General features: G+C 63.7%; 15 protein-coding genes. 10 read left to right on the top strand and 5 right to left on the bottom strand.

All coding sequences use genetic code 11. The features are described from left to right. The first annotated feature begins 40 nt into the window (after positions 1 to 40). Genes ACW9H9_RS06715 through ACW9H9_RS06700 form a run of 4 tightly spaced genes read left to right on the top strand, consistent with a single transcriptional unit; the run spans position 41 to position 3,344 of the window. The gene (locus ACW9H9_RS06715) at positions 41 to 691 is read left to right on the top strand and encodes an amino acid ABC transporter permease (protein WP_457342376.1); all 651 of its coding nucleotides are present in this window, start codon (positions 41 to 43) and stop codon (positions 689 to 691) included. Next, entirely contained in the window at positions 688 to 1,473 is a 786-nt protein-coding gene (locus ACW9H9_RS06710) for an amino acid ABC transporter ATP-binding protein (protein WP_457342375.1), read from the top strand. The genes ACW9H9_RS06715 and ACW9H9_RS06710 overlap by 4 nt, the downstream gene beginning before the upstream one ends. 4 nt (positions 1,474 to 1,477) lie before the next feature. Beyond that, positions 1,478 to 2,284: a transporter substrate-binding domain-containing protein gene (locus ACW9H9_RS06705; RefSeq protein WP_457342374.1), complete on the top strand. Its 807-nt coding sequence runs from the start codon at positions 1,478 to 1,480 to the stop codon at positions 2,282 to 2,284. A 43-nt stretch (positions 2,285 to 2,327) separates the two neighbouring features. After that, on the top strand, positions 2,328 to 3,344 hold the full coding sequence (locus ACW9H9_RS06700; protein ID WP_457342373.1) for a succinylglutamate desuccinylase/aspartoacylase family protein: 1,017 nt from the start codon (positions 2,328 to 2,330) through the stop codon (positions 3,342 to 3,344). A gap of 39 nt (positions 3,345 to 3,383) precedes the next feature. Here the strand turns inward: ACW9H9_RS06700 and proP are convergent, their stop codons facing one another. Both proP and prpF read right to left on the bottom strand, forming a co-directional pair. Next, positions 3,384 to 4,889: a glycine betaine/L-proline transporter ProP gene (proP, locus tag ACW9H9_RS06695; RefSeq protein ID WP_457342372.1), complete on the bottom strand. Its 1,506-nt coding sequence runs from the start codon at positions 4,887 to 4,889 to the stop codon at positions 3,384 to 3,386. Positions 4,890 to 4,988: 99 nt separating this feature from the next. After that, entirely contained in the window at positions 4,989 to 6,158 is a 1,170-nt protein-coding gene (gene prpF / locus ACW9H9_RS06690) for a 2-methylaconitate cis-trans isomerase PrpF (protein ID WP_457342371.1), read from the bottom strand. Between the two features lie 160 nt (positions 6,159 to 6,318). Between prpF and ACW9H9_RS06685 the strand changes: the two genes are divergently transcribed. The 6 genes from ACW9H9_RS06685 to ACW9H9_RS06660 all read left to right on the top strand — a co-directional run bounded on the left by ACW9H9_RS06685 (position 6,319) and on the right by ACW9H9_RS06660 (position 14,427). Then, the gene (locus tag ACW9H9_RS06685) at positions 6,319 to 7,224 is read left to right on the top strand and encodes a GntR family transcriptional regulator (protein WP_457342370.1); all 906 of its coding nucleotides are present in this window, start codon (positions 6,319 to 6,321) and stop codon (positions 7,222 to 7,224) included. Positions 7,225 to 7,399: 175 nt separating this feature from the next. Further along, entirely contained in the window at positions 7,400 to 8,212 is an 813-nt protein-coding gene (locus ACW9H9_RS06680) for an amidohydrolase family protein (RefSeq protein ID WP_457342369.1), read from the top strand. A 28-nt stretch (positions 8,213 to 8,240) separates the two neighbouring features. Next, entirely contained in the window at positions 8,241 to 10,973 is a 2,733-nt protein-coding gene (gene acnA, locus ACW9H9_RS06675) for an aconitate hydratase AcnA (RefSeq protein WP_457342368.1), read from the top strand. Between the two features lie 72 nt (positions 10,974 to 11,045). Next, positions 11,046 to 12,344 carry an MFS transporter gene (locus ACW9H9_RS06670; RefSeq protein WP_457342367.1) on the top strand — a complete coding sequence of 433 codons (1,299 nt, stop codon included), beginning with the start codon at positions 11,046 to 11,048 and terminating at the stop codon, positions 12,342 to 12,344. 18 nt (positions 12,345 to 12,362) lie between these two features. After that, positions 12,363 to 13,349 (top strand): Bug family tripartite tricarboxylate transporter substrate binding protein, encoded by a 987-nt coding sequence (locus ACW9H9_RS06665; RefSeq protein WP_457342366.1) that lies wholly within the window; start codon positions 12,363 to 12,365, stop codon positions 13,347 to 13,349. A gap of 49 nt (positions 13,350 to 13,398) precedes the next feature. Beyond that, the gene (locus ACW9H9_RS06660; protein WP_457342365.1) at positions 13,399 to 14,427 is read left to right on the top strand and encodes a UV damage endonuclease UvsE; all 1,029 of its coding nucleotides are present in this window, start codon (positions 13,399 to 13,401) and stop codon (positions 14,425 to 14,427) included. Positions 14,428 to 14,465: 38 nt separating this feature from the next. On the opposite strand, the gene ACW9H9_RS06655 is transcribed toward ACW9H9_RS06660, so the two are convergent. The 3 genes from ACW9H9_RS06655 to ACW9H9_RS06645 form a co-directional block, all read right to left on the bottom strand. After that, a complete protein-coding gene (locus ACW9H9_RS06655) occupies positions 14,466 to 15,755 on the bottom strand; it encodes a PQQ-dependent sugar dehydrogenase (protein WP_457342364.1) in 1,290 nt (429 codons plus the stop codon). Continuing rightward, positions 15,752 to 16,180: a DUF2231 domain-containing protein gene (locus tag ACW9H9_RS06650; RefSeq protein WP_457342363.1), complete on the bottom strand. Its 429-nt coding sequence runs from the start codon at positions 16,178 to 16,180 to the stop codon at positions 15,752 to 15,754. Before ACW9H9_RS06650 ends, ACW9H9_RS06655 begins: the two co-directional genes overlap by 4 nt. Before the next feature lie 112 nt (positions 16,181 to 16,292). Then, positions 16,293 to 16,628 carry an ArsR/SmtB family transcription factor gene (locus ACW9H9_RS06645; RefSeq protein ID WP_457342362.1) on the bottom strand — a complete coding sequence of 112 codons (336 nt, stop codon included), beginning with the start codon at positions 16,626 to 16,628 and terminating at the stop codon, positions 16,293 to 16,295. Positions 16,629 to 16,657: the final 29 nt, after the last annotated feature.

The raw sequence follows: 16,657 nt of genomic DNA, 5'->3' as shown, positions 1-16,657 counted from the left end.
CACTGTGCTTCAACGGGCATGCCGCACAGGAGCACAGCACATGTTGGAGCTCCTGATCCGTTCCTGGCCGCTGCTCAAGACGGCCATTTGGGTGACCATTTTCCTGGGGTTGAGCGCCTTCGTATGTGGCTCGATCCTGGGCCTGTTGATCGCGCTGATGCGCAATTCGGCCTACCGCCTGCTGCGCTGGATCGCCTTCATCTACGTGTCGGTTTTTCGCGGCACACCGCTGTTGGTGCAGATCCTGTTGATCTATTTCGGCCTACCCAATTACGGCGTCGAATTGGGGCCCTTGCCGTCGGCGTTACTGGCCCTGAGTCTGTTTTCGGCCGCGTACCTGAGCGAGAACTTTCGTTCCGGCATCAACGCAGTGGATCCGGGGCAATGGGAAGCATCGCTTGCCATGGGCATGGGCTACTGGCGGTGCCTGCAACGCATCATTCTGCCCCAGGCCCTGCGGGTGGCATTGCCCTCGATTGGTGGGCAGATGGTCGCACTGATCAAGGACACCTCTCTGGCGTCGATCATCACGGTGGTGGAGATGACCACCGTGGCTCAACAAATGGGTGCCGCGACGTTTCGCTACATGGAAATGTTCCTGATGGTGGGCTTCATCTACTGGTTGATCAACCAATGCCTGACGTTTGTTCAAACCTATATCGAAGGCCGGCTGTCGAGGCGCATGTCATGAATGATCTGAAAATCAATGTGCGGGGGTTGTGCAAATCCTTTGGCAATCTGGCGGTGCTGCGCGGTGTCGACCTGCAAGTTCGCAGTGGTGAAGTGGTGGTGATCCTGGGGCCTTCCGGGTCGGGTAAAACCACCTTGCTGCGCTCGCTCAACTTTCTATCGCCGGCCGACAGCGGCGACCTGGAGGTGTGCGGGCACACCGTTTCCCTCAAGCCTGGGCAGGCGCTGAGCCGCGCAGACCAGGCGCAGGTGGTGGCGTTGCGGCGTAAAACGGCAATGGTGTTTCAGTCCTTCAATCTGTTCCCGCATTTGAGCGTGCTCGACAACGTGATTGAGGGCCTGGTGAGCGTCAAGCATGTGCCCAAGCGGGCGGCGATGATTCGTGGCCGGGAACTGCTGGCGCAGGTGGGCCTGGCGGACAAGGCGATGTCTTACCCGGGGCGCTTGTCGGGCGGGCAGAAACAACGCGTGGCCATTGCCCGCGGCTTGTCGATGACCCCACAAGTGATTCTGTTCGACGAGCCCACGTCGGCGCTCGACCCCGAGTTGCGCGACGAGGTGCTGACCGTGATGCGAGAGTTGGCGGACGCCGGGATGACCATGGTTATCGTCACCCATGAAATGAACTTCGCCAGGCAAGCCGCCGATCGCGTGATCTTCATGGAAGGCGGCGTCATTTTGAAAGACGCCCCGGCCGCGGATTTTTTTGGACCGGCGAGCGGTGAGCGGATCCAGCAATTTATTCGGATGGGGCACGGTGATCATGCATATAACCAGGGGTAAGTGGGTGTTCCCAGCATGGGTGCTGGGCGCGGTGTTGGCGTTCTGTTCGTGGGCGCACGCCGCTGAAGATGACTCATTGTCGCGGCTGGTCAAGGCTGGCAGCGTACGGGTCGCCAGCACACAGGCCAGCCCGCCCATGAGTTTCATCAACGACGCGAACGAGCCAGACGGCTATGACATCGCCGTGGCGCGGGAGATTTTCAAACGCTTGGGCGTACCGAATGTGGTGCTGGTGGCGGACAAGTTTCCAGGCTTTGTCCAGAGTATCCAGGCGCGAAAATACGACGTAGTCATCAACGGCATGACCAAGACTGCGGAGCGGGCTGGCGTGGTGGATTTCACCTCGCCCTACAGCGTTCAGGAGTTCCGAATCTGGGTCAACGCCAGCAATACCGACATCCATGACGTCGCCAGCCTGGCGGGCAAAAAGGTCGGCGCGGGGCTGGGCACCAGCAACGAATTGTGGGAGCGGCAGAACCTCACGCACTCGCAGATCCGCACCTATGACGCTGGTGGCCTGCTGTACAACGATCTGGCGCTGGGCCGTATTGACGCGATCATCGAGTCTTACTTTTCCGGTCGCAAAATGCAGGAGATGAACCACCTTCCGATCAAACTGGCGGGCGAGCCGGTGGCCTATTCATTGGGCGCTGCCGTGGTCCCCAAAGGCGCCGATGCGTTACGGCTGGCGATGAATCAGGCGATCGCCGACATGTTGGCCGACGGCACCATCACACGGTTGGCCAAGCAGTACCTGGGCGAGGACTACGACGTGGTCAGTGGCCTCTCGAAAGCGCAGTACACCTGGTAGGCACAACAGGTTTTTTGATAATTAATCCAAGCTGGAGCCAGTAATGAGTAGTGCAAACCCGATCAAGAGTGATATCGACTTTGACGCCCCCGGCAAGCACGTGGGCTACCTGCGCCTGCCTCATTCGGTGCATCGCTCGGCCTATGGCTGGGTCCCTATTCCGGTGGCGTCCGTTCGCAATGGCGAGGGGCCGACGTTCCTGATCACCGCTGGCAGCCACGGTGATGAATACGAAGGGCAGATTCTTGTGGCCCGGCTGATTCGCGAACTGCAGCCTGAGATGATCCAGGGCCAGGTGATTCTTTTGCCAATGACCAATTTCCCGGCGGCAGAAGCGGGCACCCGCACCTCACCGCTGGATGACGGCAACCTCAATCGCGTTTACCCAGGCGACCCGGCAGGCACCCCCACGCAGGTGATCGCCCATTACATTGAATCGGTCCTGCTGGCCCGCGCCGACTACATGGTGGACCTGCATTCGGGCGGCACCTCGCTGATTTACGACGGCGCCAACATGATGGGGCTCGAGCCCCGGGACGCCGCGGAAGAGCTGAAAGTGAGCGGTTTGCTCAAGGCCTTCGGCTTGCCCAAGGCATTTTTGTATCAGCCCAACCCCGTCAACGTGACCGCTGCCGCCAGGCGTCAAGGCGCTGTTTGTTTGCTGACCGAGTTGGGCGGCGGCGGGTTGGTCAGTTTGGGGTTGGTCGAGCAGGCCCGCCAGGGGCTCCTGAGTTTGCTCGCTCATGTGGGCATTCTCAGTGGCGAGCTGGTGCCGGCCTCGCCTGCGGCCTTACCCCGGTTGATGCGCATCGAAAAAAACGCGCACTACGTGTACGCGTTCAATGCCGGTCTGTGGGAGCCTTTGGTGCGGTTGGGTGATCAGGTCGAGGCGGGGCAACCCGCCGCGCTGATTCACTTCCCCCAGGAGCCGCTGCGTGAGCCGGTGACCGTGCACTTTAGCGGCAGCGGTGAAGTGATTTGCACGCGTGCACTGGCCCAGGTGCGTGTGGGTGATTGCCTGCTGCAACTGGCCGGGCCCCGCTCGGGGATCTTCGAGTGAGCCTGAGCGGCGCCCAGCACGGGCGTATTTGCGCCAGGCCTAGTCGTTGATCCGCGGATGCTGCTGCACCAGTTGCGTGCGTTTGGCCTCGAGCTCGGCAATCTGCTCGTCGAGGTCTTCGATCTTCTGCTCGATGTTGTCGTGATGCGCCTGCAGCAGTTCCCGCGCTTCCTCAAGGTCTGACGCGGCTGGTGCGGCGCCGCGCAGGGGTTTGTTCGCGGTTTCCTTCATGGTCAGCGCGGTGATCAAACCGATCACGGCGGTCACCATCAGGTAATAGGCCGGCATGTACAAATCCTGGGTGCTTTCCACCAGCCAGGCCACTGCCGTGGGGGTGAGGCCTGCGATCAACACCGAGACGTTGAACGCGCTGGCCAGCGCGCTGTAGCGGATGTGGGTGGGAAACATCGCGGGCAGGGTGGAGGCCATCACGCCAATAAAGAAGTTGAGCACCACGGCCAGGATCAGCAGGCCTGCGAAGATCAGCCCCAGCTTGCCGCTGGTGATCAGCATGAACGCCGGAATGGCGAGCACGAATAGCGCCACGCTGCCGATCAGGATGAACGGGCGGCGGCCGATTTTGTCGCTGACAAACCCGATGACCGGCTGCACGAACAGCATGCCCACCATGATCGCGATGATGATCAGCACGCCATGGTCTTCGCTGTAATGCAGGTTGTGCGACAGGTAGCTCGGCATGTAGGTGAGCAGCATGTAGTAGGTGATATTGGTCGCCACCACCACGCCGATGCAGGTGATGAGGCTGCGCCAGTGCTGGGTCGCCACTTCCTTGAACGACACCTTGGGACCACTGGCCAGGCCTTCGCGGTCGCCTTGTTCAAGCTTCTCCACGTGTTGCTGGAACGCCGGGGTTTCTTCCAGGGCATGGCGCAGGTACAGGCCGATCAGGCCCAGCGGCAGCGCGAGGAAAAATGGCAGCCGCCAGCCCCATTCCTGGAATTGCTCCTCGCCCAGCACGGTGGAAATCAACACCACCACGCCTGCGCCGAACACAAAGCCTGCGATGGAGCCAAAGTCCAGCCAACTGCCCAGGAACCCGCGTTTGCGGTCCGGGGCGTATTCGGCGACGAAAATCGAGGCACCAGTGTATTCGCCGCCCACCGAGAAGCCCTGGGCCATTTTGGCCAGCAGCAACAGGATCGGCGCCCAAATGCCAATGGCGGCATAGGAGGGGATCAGGCCGATGGCAAAGGTGCTCAACGACATGATGACGATGGTGGCGGCGAGCACTTTTTGCCGGCCGTATTTGTCCCCCAGCCGCCCGAAAAACAGGCCACCCAGCGGGCGGATCAAAAAGGGCACGGAAAACGTCGCCAGCGCCGCGATCATCTGCACGCCGGGATCGGCGCCCGGGAAGAACACCTTGCCCAGTACATAGGCGACAAAGCCGTACACGCCAAAGTCAAACCATTCCATGGCATTGCCCAGCGCAGCGGCGGTGATTGCCTTGCGCATCTTGGCGTCGTCGACAATGGTGATGTCTTTCAGCCCAATAGGTTTGACGCGTTCCTTACGTGGTTTCATGCGGGGTCCCTGTACAAACGAATAGCGCGCGGTGGGGGCCCGGCGCTTTTCGTTCAGATACAAAGAGCTGCCAAATAATTCACTGCCTGGGTGTATTTTTCACGCCAGGACGCCGTCCGCCGCCTGCGCGGGCACCAGCACCTCGCCCTGCATCAGGCGACGGGCAGAGCGGCTCATGAGCGCCTTGGACACCACCCACTGCCCGTCCACTTGCTGCGCCTCGGCGCCCACCGCCAGGCTGCCGGACGGGTGGCCAAAGCGCAGCAGGCGGCCCGCGGCTTGCGGCACCAGCCTGTGGACGAGCGTGCCGGGAATTGCGGCGGCCACCGCGATGGCTACGGCGCCCGTGCCGGTCATGGCGTGGTGCAATTTGCCCATGGAAAAAATGCGCGCGTTGATGTCCAGCGTCGCCGGGTCGATGGCCTTGCCGTTGGCGGCGGTGTAGGCGAGCGGGGCGGCGACAAAGGCTAGCTTGGGCGTGTGCGGGCGCAACTGCGTGGCCTCTTGCGGGGTGGCGGCCAGGCCCATCTTGACGGCCGCGCAGGCGCGAATCGCTTCAGCGCGGGCCAGCAGTTGGGGGTTGGCGTTGAGGTCGTTTTGTAGCTCGTTACCCAGCAGGCCGAGCGCCCGGGCCTCGATGAAAATGGCCGGGTTACCGGCGTTGATCAGGGTCAGTTCCACATCACCCACGCCCGGCACGTTCAGGGTGTCCACGGGGTTGCCGGTAGGGAACATACCGGTGCTGTCGTCACCGCCGGGGTCCTGGAACTCAAGGCGGATTTCGGCGCCGGGAAAGGTCACGCCGTCCAGTTCAAACTCGCCGTCCTCGACCACCTCACCACCGCGCATGGGAACGTGCGCGATGATCCGCGCCTGGATGTTGGCTTGCCAGATACGCACCACCGCGATGCCATCGGCCGGGGCGGCGACCAGCCCCTGGGCAATCGCGAAGGGGCCCACAGCGGCCGTGAGGTTGCCGCAGTTGCCCGACCAATCGATGACGGGACGGTCGATGGCGACTTGGCCGAAGCGGTAGTCCACGTCGCAATCGGTGCGGGTCGAGGCGCTCAGCAACACGACTTTGCTGGTGCTGGAGGTGGCGCCGCCCATGCCGTCGATGTGCTGGCCGTACGGGTCGGGGCTGCCGATCACCCGCAACAGGATGCGGTCGCGCAGCGTCGGGTCGTGCGGCAGCCAGTCGCTGCGAAAAAACACGCCCTTGCTGGTGCCGCCGCGCATGTACACCGCAGGGAAGGATTGTTGGGGCATGGCAGGACTCCGTGGGTTGGTGTGGGTTATTGCGTTTATTCGACAGTAAACGCAAAAACTGCGCAAGCCTGTTTTTGCCTGAATGCTGCGCTTTGCTTCGTTTTTTTGCGTGGCGGCGTTATATTCCAGGCTCTTTCGACTACGCCCAAGCGCCCACGACATGACCCAGGACCTGACCAAAAGCCAGCGCAAGGCCTTGCGCGAAATCATCTATTACGTACGCCGCGAGCGCCTGCCCGTGGGCGCGCACTTGCCGGAGTGGACGCTGGCCAAGCTGATCGGCACCTCGCGCTCGCCGGTCAAGGTGGCGCTGGAGCACCTGGTGGGCGCCGGGCTCATGCGTTACGACAAAAACCGCGGCTACCACGTGCAGGGCGACCTCTTCAACCTGCCGCCCGACGTGCAGGCCCAGGTGCAGGACGTCGAAGACCCGCTGTACCTGCGGCTCACCGAGGCACGGTTTGCCGGGGTGCTGGCGGACTCGGTCACCGAGGCCGACCTGACCCGCCTGCTGGGTGTGTCGCGCGGGGAGGTCGGCAAAGTACTGGCCCGTGCGCAAAGTGAGGGCTGGCTCGAAAAAGAGGTGGGCTACGGCTGGCGCTTTTTGCCCATGATCGACTCGCTGGAGGCCTACGAAGACATGTACGCGCTGCGCCTGGCGATTGAGCCGGCGGGCATCCTGAGCGCCAAATTCAAGCCTGACCTGGCGCAGTTGCGCGCATTGCGCCAGGAGCAGCAGGCAATTCTCGACGGCGGCTACCTGACCATGAGCCCCACCGAGCGTTTCGAGTCCAATGCCCGTTTTCACGAGACGATTGCCGAGTGGGCCGGCAACCGGTTTTCCTTGCAGACCCTGCGCCGCCTCGACCAGATGCGCCGCCTCGTCGAATACCGCCAGACCCGCCCGGACCTGCCGCGCCAGGCCCTGGCCGAGGAACACTTGCAGATCCTCGATGCGATTGAAAAGGGTGACAACCTGGGCGCGGCCAGCTACATGCGCCAGCACATCGAGGCGGCCTGGCGCAAAAAGGCCGTGTCGGCGGTGTTTGAGCCGCCGGTTGCCTGAGGCGTACGCCAGCCCGGTGAGGCCGCCCTGAGCGGCCTTTTTTCATCGATGGCAGCAAGGGTTGCGTTTTTGTTTTGACAAAAACAATTATCTGGATTTAGGCTAAGTGCGTTTTCGGCAAAAAATAAACAATTCAGTGTGTCCAGCACACTGCCGAATCAGAGGTGACTTACCGATGAACAGCCGTCAGCCCGCCGTGATCGATACCCACGCCCATGTCTTCCACCGGGACCTGCCCTTTATCGAGTCCCGGCGTTTCACGCCCACCTATGACGCTCGCTACGAAGCCTTCATTGCCCAACTCGATGCCCATGGCATTGACCGCGCGGTGCTGATCGCCGTGAGCATTGTGGGCACCGACAACCGTTACCTTGTCGAGAGCCTGCGCCGGGCCCAAGGCCGCTTGCGCGGGGTGGTGGCGATCAACCCGGCGACCGACCTCGAACGGTTGCCCGGCTACGCAGACGCTGGCGTGGTCGGGGTGCGTGTCAACCTCACCGGGCACTTGCCGGTGCCTGCTTTCGATGAGGCCGATTGGCGCCGCGTGCTGAAATTCTGCCGGGCCCATGACTGGCACATCGAAGTCAACGACCACTGCGCCCGGCTGGCCGAGTCGGTCGAGCCGCTGCTGGACGCTGGCGTGCGCGTGGTCATCGACCACTTTGGCATGCCCGACAAAACCACCGGCATCGATGACCCAGCCTTTGCGCGCCTGCTGGGGTTTGCCGCCAGCGACCGGGTGTGGGTCAAGCTCTCTGGCGCCTACCGCATCGGCCTTGAGCTGGCGGCGCGGGCCGCGCCGTTGTTGCTGAACGCCTACGGTGCGCGGCGCCTGTTGTGGGCCAGCGACTGGCCGTTCACCCAATACGAAACCACCCAGCACTACGCCGACCAAGTGGCGCACCTTGCGCGCTGGCTGCCTGAACCCGCAGACCGCCAACACGTGCTGTGGGACACCCCGGCCCACGTGTTCCAGTTTGACCGTTAACCTGATGAGTCGCCCCGAGAGCCCACCCATGACCCCGACCTTTGCACCGAGCGCCAACAGCCTGCGCACCTTCACGACCGCCCATGGTCGCACGCATCAGTTCTATTCGTTGCCGGCCCTTCAGGCGCAGGGCTACCCGCAGTTGAATCGCTTGCCGGTGGTGATCCGCATACTGCTCGAGTCGGTGGTGCGCAATTGCGATGGCAGCAAGGTCCTGGCGTCTCACGTCGAAGACCTCGCCGGTTGGCAGGCACAGGGCCGCCGCGAGCGGGAGATTCCATTCGTGGTGGGCCGCGTGCTGCTCCAGGACTTTACCGGCATCCCGTTGCTCACTGACTTGGCGGCCATGCGCAGCCAGGCGCGCAAACGTGGGGCCAACCCCAAGGCCATCGAACCGCTGGTGCCGGTGCACCTGGTGGTGGACCATTCGGTGCAGACCGAATTTTCCAACGTGCCCAACGCGCTGCGGCAAAACATGGAGGTGGAGTTTGCCCGCAACCGCGAGCGCTATGAGCTGATGAAATGGGGCATGCAGGCGTTCGACACCTTCAAGGTGATCCCGCCGGGCATTGGCATCTGTCACCAGATCAACCTGGAATACCTGGCCCAGGGCGTCATCGAAAAAGACGCCGTGGTGTACCCTGACACCCTGGTGGGCACCGACAGCCACACCACCATGATCAACGGCATCGGTGTGATGGGCTGGGGAGTGGGCGGCATCGAGGCGGAGGCGGGCATGCTCGGCCAGCCGATCTACATGCTGATGCCGGACGTGGTGGGCGTGAACCTCAAGGGCGCGTTGCGCCCCGGCGTCACGGCCACCGACGCGGTGTTGCAGGTCACCCAGACTCTGCGCGCCGCCAAGGTGGTGGGCAAACTGGTGGAGTTTTTCGGGGACGGTGCGCAATCGCTGAGCGCCACCGACCGCGCCACCCTGGCCAACATGGCCCCCGAATACGGCGCCACCAGCGGCTTTTTTCCGGTGGACGACAACACCCTGGACTACTACGCCCAGACCGGCCGCAGCGCCGAGCAGGTGGACTTGATCCGCTGCTACTTCCAGGCTCAGGAACTGTTTGGATCGCCCGCCGAAGGCAGTATCGATTACTCGGCGGTGATCACCATCGACCTGGACCGCATCGTGCCGTGCGTTTCCGGGCCCAAACGGCCTCAGGACCGCGTCGACCTGAACCTGCTCGGCCAACGCTTCGATGAAGTGATGCAGCAAGACACGCACAGCGGCGGTTATGCCAAGTCGGCCGCGCAACTGGCCGAGCGGTATCCCGTGAGCGCTGTCCCCGCGGGGGCCAAGGGCCCGGTTCAACACTATGAGGTGGGGCACGGGCACGTGCTGGTGGCGGCGATCACCTCGTGCACCAACACCTCCAACCCCGAGCTGCTGATCGCGGCTGGGCTGTTGGCCAAAAAAGCCGTGGCCAAAGGGCTGGTCGCCAAACCGTGGGTGAAGACCCTGTTTACCCCGGGCTCGCGCGTGGTCACCGCCTATCTTGAGGACGCGGGGCTTGTCGAGCAGCTGAGCCAGTTGGGCTTTGACATCGCCGCCTATGGCTGTGGCGCCTGCGTGGGCAACATCGGCCCGCTGGACCCGGCGCTGGAAAACGTCGTGGTAGGGCAAGACCTGGTGTGCAGCGCCGTGCTCTCCGGCAACCGCAATTTTGAAGCGCGCATTCATGGCAACCTGCGCGCCAACTTCCTCGCCAGCCCGCCGCTGGTGGTGGCGTTTGCGCTGGCGGGCACCACCCGCTGCGACCTTTCCACCTACGTCTTCGGCCACGATGCCAACGGCCATCCGGTGCGCTTGGCCGACCTGTGGCCAACCCATGAAGACATCAACGCGCTCAAGGGCAAGGCCGCCAACCCGCAGTTGTACCAGCGCCTGTACGCCGACCTGACCCGCGACCACGACCTGTGGAACGCGATCAAGACCAGTGAAGGTGAGGTGTACGACTGGCCCGAATCGACCTACGCCGCCGAGCCCGACTTCTTCGACACCGCGCAGGCCGCCCGGCCCATCGTCGGCGCGCGTGCCCTGGCGATCCTGGGGGACTCGATCACCACCGACCATATCAGCCCGGCCGGTTCCATCACCGAAGGTTCCAGTGCCGGTCAGTGGCTGGCGGCTCGCGGCGTGCCGGTAAAAGACTTCAACACCTACGGTGCCCGGCGCGGTCATTTCGAGGTGATGGTGCGTGGCACGTTTGCCAACGTACGCCTGAAAAACCACATGTTGGCGCCCAACGCCGACGGCTCCGCGCAGGAGGGCCCCTACACGCAGGTACAGCCCACCGGCGAGCGCGCCACCTTGTTTGATGCGTCGCGGCATTACCTGGGCCATGACACCCCGGTGCTGATTTTTGCCGGTGAAGAATACGGCACCGGCTCCAGCCGCGACTGGGCCGCCAAGGGCACGCGGTTGCTGGGCGTACGGGCGGTCATCGCCAAGAGTTTCGAGCGTATCCACCGCAGCAACCTGGCGGGCCTTGGGGTCTTGCCGTTGCAGTTCAAGCCCGGCGAAGACGCCCAGAGCCTCGGGCTCAACGGCACCGAAACCTTCGACATCCTGGGGCTTGAAGACGGGGTTCGGCCCGCGCAAGAGGTGACGCTGCGCGTAACCCGTCGCGACGGCAGCCAGCACGCTGTGCAGTTGCTGGCGCGCATCGACACCGCCATTGAAGCCACCTATTTCAGCCACGGCGGGATTTTGCCCTTCGTACTCGCGAGCCTGCTGCACACCGCCTGAGCCTTCACCCCTCGTCCTATCAATGACAACAAAGCCCGTGAGCGCCTCGCGCTCGCGGCGCAGGAGACGAAGATGAACCTGACTTTGCCCGCGCACTGCTCGCCCGATGAGCAGGCGTTGCAGCGCAGTGCCGTCAACAAATGTGCCTGGCACCTGCTGCCGGTCCTGATCCTGGCGTTTGTGTTCAATTACATCGACCGCACCAGCGTCGGCTTTGCCGCGCTGACCATGAACGCCGACCTGGGCATGACGGCCACCCAGTTTGGCTGGGGCGCAGGCATTCTGTTCGCCGGTTATTGCCTGTTGGAAGTGCCGAGCAACCTGGCGCTGTACCGCTTCGGCGCACGGCGCTGGCTGGCGCGCATCATGATCACCTGGGGCCTTGCGGCGGCGGCCACTGCGTGTGTGGTCGGGCCCTACAGTTTTTACCTTGCGCGTTTTGTACTGGGCGTGGCCGAGGCGGGGTTCTTCCCGGGCGTGGCGTTCTACCTGGCGTGCTGGTTTCCGGCGCAGTACCGCACGCGAGTGCTGGCGTGGTTCATGGTGGGGGTACCGGTGTCGTCGATCATCAGCGGGCCGTTTTCCGGCGTGCTGCTGGCGATGGAAGGGCTGGCAGGCCTGCATGGCTGGCAGTGGATGTTCATCCTCCAGGGCTTGCCTGCTACGCTGATCGGCGTGTGGGTGCTGTTCAAACTGCGTGACCACCCCGGCCAGGCCTATTGGCTGACGGCCGAGGAGCGTGAGGCGTTGCAGAACATGCTCGCCAGCGAACACCGCGAGCGGGAAACCAAAGACTTGCGCGCCGCCTTGAAAGACCCGCGCGTGGTGATCCTGACGCTGATCCAGTTCGGCTTTGTACTGGGTGCCTACGGCATTGGCATTTGGCTGCCGACCATCCTCACCTCCCATGGCCTGGATGTGACCGCGACCGCGCTGCTGTCTTCGGTGCCCTACATCGTTGCCACCGTGGGCATGCAGGCCTGGGCCCGGCGAGTGGACCGCAACGGCAAGAAAACCCTGAACCTGATGCTGTGCTGCCTGCTGGGCGCACTGGGCATGGTGATGGCGGCTATGCTCACCCAACTGATGCCAGCGCTTATCGGCATTTGCATCGCGGTACTGGGCGCCACCACGGCGCGGGCGGTGTTCTGGAGCATTCCGACGCGGTTTCTGACCGGCGCTGCGGCGGCGGGCGGGTTGGCCTTCATCAATGCAGTCGGCACCTTGGGCGGGTTTGTCGGGCCGTTCATGGTGGGTTGGCTGAAGGACGTCACCGGGTCGTTTTCCCTGGGGATCCTGTTCATGGCTGGCATGTTGTTACTGTCGGCGGGCATGACGTGGGTCCTGCGCCGCTTTGTCCAAGCCGAATAACGCCCAACGAGGTTTTGCATGTACACCTACAGCCGACGCGACATCCTCTACAAAAGCCTGTGGGCCTGGGCCGTGGCAATGGCCGGCAGCGTGCCGGTGCAGGCGGCGACCGACACCGGCGCGCCTGCGCCACGGGCGTCTTCGGCGCCGCTGCGCATCCTCATCGGGTTTTCCCCGCGCAGCGCCTCGGACGACCTGCTGCGCAGCATGGCGCCCGCGCTCACCGCCGCGCTGGGCCGCCCGGTGCACATCGAGCTGATGCCCGGCGAGCTGGGCGCGATAGCCGCCCGGGTGGCGCGGGCGTGCCCACCGGACGGCAATACCTTGCTGGTCGCGACCTTTGGCACCCACGCCATCAACCCCAACCTGCGCAGCGACTTGGGCTACGACCCATTGCAGGATTTTGCCCCGGTGTGCCTGGCCACCCGCTCGCCGCTGGTGCTGGGCACGCGGTTGTCCCTGGGCGCCGCCAGCGTGGCACAGCTGGTCACGCTGGCGTCGCGCCAGACCCTGACCTACGGCAGCTCCGGCGTAGGCAGTGCGCCGTACCTGGCGGGGCTTCTGTTTCAGAAACTCACCGGCGTGACGCTTGAGCATCGCGCCTACCCCGACACGCGCGACCTGTACACCGCCCTGCACGAGGGCAGCCTGGACCTGAGCTTTAACAACGCCGCTTCCATGTTGCCGCCAGTGCGTGCACAAACCTTGCGCGCGTTGGCCGTGACCACGCCGCAGCGTTGCAGTGCGTTGCCTCAGGTGCCGACGCTGGAAGAGGCGGGGCTCACGGGCTATGCGTTGAACAATTGGCTGGGCTTTGTTGCGCCCGCCGGTACGCCTGCACCGCTGATCGAGCAGTTGAACCGGGCGATCGTCACCGCGCTGCACGCCGCCCAGACGCGGTCGATGCTGATGGAAAACGGTATCGATATCGTGGCCGACTCCGCGCACCAATTTGGCCGCTACATGGCCGATGAACTGCAACGCTGGAAGTGGTTGCGCGCCTGACGCGGCTCGCTGCTGTATCCTCATCGATTCCCCGTTGCCAGGACCTCTCATGAGCCAGCCCCGAATCGGCTTTGCGTGCCAGTACCACCATCCCGAGCGCGACCTGTCGGCCAGCGAGCTGAAACTGATCGAAGGCCCGTTCAACCCGCGCACCACCACACTGCGCTGGATGGACGGGGTGGCGCCGCAGGTGGCCCATGACAAACTGATTGAAATCATCCACCACAACCTGGCGGCGCAATTGCGTTTGCTGGCCTATGTGGCGACCTTGCCGCCGGCCCTGCACATGCTGCGCCTGAGCAGCGACCTGCTGCCGTTCTACAGCCACCCCAAGGTGGCGGCGTTTTACCAGGACCCGGCCATCCAGCAGGTGCTGGCCCAAGGGTTTGCGGCGATTGGCGACTGCGCCCGCGCAGCCGACATTCGCCTGTCGTTTCACCCCGGACAGTATTGCGTGCTGGGGTCGGACAACCCCGGGGTGGTGGAAAACAGCGTGGCTGAGTTTGAGTACCATGCCGACATGATCCGCATGATGGGCTACGGGCAGCGCTTCCAGGACCTCAAGTGCAACGTGCACATCGCCGGTCGCCTGGGGGTAGAGGGCACGCGGGCCGTGTGGCCGCGCCTGTCGCAAGTGGCGCGCAACTGCATCACGTTTGAAAACGACGAGAAAACCTACGGCCTGGACCACTGCCTGCAAATGGCCGACCTGGCGCCGGTGGTGCTGGACATCCACCACTTGTGGATCCACGAAGACGACTACATCGCCCACGACGATGCCCGGGTTCAACAGGTGATCGACAGTTGGCGTGGTGTGCGGCCCACGATGCATTACTCCCAGCCTCAGGAGCAGTTGCAGGAGCAGGGGTTTGATGCCGGGCACAAGTTGCAGATGCCGGCGTTGTTGCAGGTGCTGTCCAAGCGCGACTTGTATGCCCACAGCCGCCAGATGTGGAACCGCTGGACCAATCAATACGCGGTGGGGTTTCTTGACCGCTTCGACATCATGCTCGAAGCCAAGGACAAGAACGTGGCCTCGCTGGCGTTTTATGCGCAGTTTGCGCAGGCCGTGCTGTAAAAGAGGCGGGCCCGATAATCCGGGCCCGCCGGGTTGCGTCAGCGGTTACGCGTCACGCGCCACACGATGTTGGACAAGTCATCGGCGATGATCAGCGCACCTTTGGGGTCCACGGTCACGCCCACTGGCCGTCCCAGGGTTTTGCCTTCGGCGGTGCGAAAGCCTGCTGCGAAGTCCTGGGGTTCACCGGACGGTTGCCCGTTGCTGAACGGCACGAACACCACTTTGTAGCCCACCGGATTTTCCCGGTTCCAGCTGCCGTGCTCGCCCACGAACACGCCATTGGCGAATCGCTCGCCCATGGCCGGGATCGAGAAGGCCAGCCCCAGTGCGGCCACGTGAGAACCCAAGGCGTAATCGGGCTTGATCGCAGCGGCGACCTTGGCCGGGTCTTGTGGTTGCACGCGGGTGTCGACGTGCTGGCCCCAATAGCTGTAGGGCCAGCCATAGAACTGGCCTTCACGCACCGAGGTCAGGTAGTCGGGCACCAGGTCCGGGCCCAGTTCGTCACGCTCGTTGGCCACCGCCCAGAGTTGCCCGGTGCCGGGTTGAATCGCCAGCGCCGTGGGGTTGCGCAGGCCAGTGGCATAGGTGCGGTGCGCCCCGGTGGCGGCATCCACCTGCCAGACACGGGCACGGTCGAGTTCCACTTCCAGGCCGCGTTCGGTGATGTTGCTGTTGGAGCCGATGCCCACGAACAGCGAGCGGCCGTCCGGGGTGATGGTCAGCGACTTGGTCCAGTGGTGGTTGATCTCACCCGGCAAGTCGGTGATTTTCACCGGCGGGCCGCTGGCCTTGGTCTGGCCGTCGGCGTAGTCGAAGCGCACCAGCGAATCCTGGTTGGCCACATAGAGCTTGCCGTTGGCGTAGGCCAGCCCGTAAGGCGCGTTGAGGTTGTCGGCAAACACCGTGCGGGTTTCGTAGGTGCCGTCACCGTCGGCATCGCGCAGCAGGGTCAGGCGGTTGCCACCTTTCACCGGCGTGGTGCCGCGCGCCATGATCAGGCTGGCGATCACGTCCTTGGGTTTGAGCGGCGACGCATTGCCGCCGTGGCCTTCGGCGACCAGGATGTCGCCGTTGGGCAGCACCAGGGTCTGGCGGGGCACTTTCAAGTCGGTAGCGATCGCCGTGATGCTGTAGCCCTCAGGCACGCTGGGCTTGCGGTCGCCCCATTGCGCGGGGTCGGCGATCTTCATGGTGGGCAGCAGGCCGCGCTGTGGCTCCGGCAACTTGGGGTCGGGGCCGTGGGTTTGAACGCTGTCCGGTTCACCGCAGGCGCTCAGCAGCAGCGCCACACTCAACATTGTCAGGGTACTGGCGGTTTTCATGGGCGATCCTCCGCGTCAGTGGGCGAAAGGCCTGCCCAGGTCGCCACGCAGGCCAGCACGGCCACGATCAGCGACAGCACCAGGCCGGTGGGCATCACCGCCCACGCATCGCGGGCATGCACCAGGGCGTTAATGAAGCCCACGCCCCACGTGACCAGCAGCAACACCACATACAGTGCCGGTCGCCCGGCCTTGCGCGGTGCGCGGGCCAGGTTCACCAGCGCAAACAGCAACGCCAGCCCGCAGAACACCAAGCCGCCGGCAATCAGCCAGGAGGCGAAGTTGCTCCACTGAATCTGGTACGTCTTGAAGTAGGCAAGATCATTGAGCAGCGCGCCGAGAAACAGCGGCACACTGCCAGCCAGCAGGGTCGCGTGCAGCGGCCCCGGCGTGCTGCGGTAGGGCGGGTGGGCAGTAACGGTCATGACGGCTCCTTGTTCTCCAATGCCACCGATTTGGCGGTCGCAGATTGACTGCGCACAGGAGAGGATCGTGTCACGGGCGGGTTAGTTCATCTTTTTGTTGCCTTCGCGTTGATCAGCGCTGGGCGAGGATGCTGGCCAGCAGGCCGGGGAAGCGTTTTTCCAGTACGTCGGTACGCAGCGAGTTCATGTGGGTGGTCCCGACATTACGCGTCATCACCAGGCCTGACTCGCGCAGCACACGAAAGTGATGGGACATGCTGGACTTGGGGCGCCCGCAGGCCAAGGCGCTGCAGGTGTTCTCGAGTTCGACGGACAGGTTGCGCACGATTTCCAGCCGCACAGGATCGCTGAGCGCATAGAACAGGCGTTCAAGGGTGAGTTCTTCGGCGGTGGGGTGTTTGTGGGCGCGCATGGTGCCCATCATAACGGGGCTTCCATTAATTGCCATTGTTCGAATATTATCGAACAATCGTAAAT

This window comes from Pseudomonas sp. SDO5215_S409 (assembly GCF_054071325.1).
Note: the sequence above shows the minus strand (reverse complement) of the source record. Positions and strands in the feature narration are given on the sequence as shown.

Bases quoted from the DNA above. Each gene is read 5' to 3' on its own strand.
- prpF (WP_457342371.1), bottom strand. From the start codon at position 6,158: ATGCCCCAACAATCCTTCCCTGCGGTGTACATGCGCGGCGGCACCAGC.
- ACW9H9_RS06665 (WP_457342366.1), top strand. From the start codon at position 12,363: ATGTACACCTACAGCCGACGCGACATCCTCTACAAAAGCCTGTGGGCC.
- ACW9H9_RS06700 (WP_457342373.1), top strand. From the start codon at position 2,328: ATGAGTAGTGCAAACCCGATCAAGAGTGATATCGACTTTGACGCCCCC.
- ACW9H9_RS06655 (WP_457342364.1), bottom strand. From the start codon at position 15,755: ATGAAAACCGCCAGTACCCTGACAATGTTGAGTGTGGCGCTGCTGCTG.
- proP (WP_457342372.1), bottom strand. From the start codon at position 4,889: ATGAAACCACGTAAGGAACGCGTCAAACCTATTGGGCTGAAAGACATC.
- ACW9H9_RS06660 (WP_457342365.1), top strand. From the start codon at position 13,399: ATGAGCCAGCCCCGAATCGGCTTTGCGTGCCAGTACCACCATCCCGAG.
- acnA (WP_457342368.1), top strand. From the start codon at position 8,241: ATGACCCCGACCTTTGCACCGAGCGCCAACAGCCTGCGCACCTTCACG.
- ACW9H9_RS06685 (WP_457342370.1), top strand. From the start codon at position 6,319: ATGACCCAGGACCTGACCAAAAGCCAGCGCAAGGCCTTGCGCGAAATC.
- ACW9H9_RS06650 (WP_457342363.1), bottom strand. From the start codon at position 16,180: ATGACCGTTACTGCCCACCCGCCCTACCGCAGCACGCCGGGGCCGCTG.
- ACW9H9_RS06645 (WP_457342362.1), bottom strand. From the start codon at position 16,628: ATGGCAATTAATGGAAGCCCCGTTATGATGGGCACCATGCGCGCCCAC.
- ACW9H9_RS06715 (WP_457342376.1), top strand. From the start codon at position 41: ATGTTGGAGCTCCTGATCCGTTCCTGGCCGCTGCTCAAGACGGCCATT.
- ACW9H9_RS06710 (WP_457342375.1), top strand. From the start codon at position 688: ATGAATGATCTGAAAATCAATGTGCGGGGGTTGTGCAAATCCTTTGGC.
- ACW9H9_RS06680 (WP_457342369.1), top strand. From the start codon at position 7,400: ATGAACAGCCGTCAGCCCGCCGTGATCGATACCCACGCCCATGTCTTC.
- ACW9H9_RS06670 (WP_457342367.1), top strand. From the start codon at position 11,046: ATGAACCTGACTTTGCCCGCGCACTGCTCGCCCGATGAGCAGGCGTTG.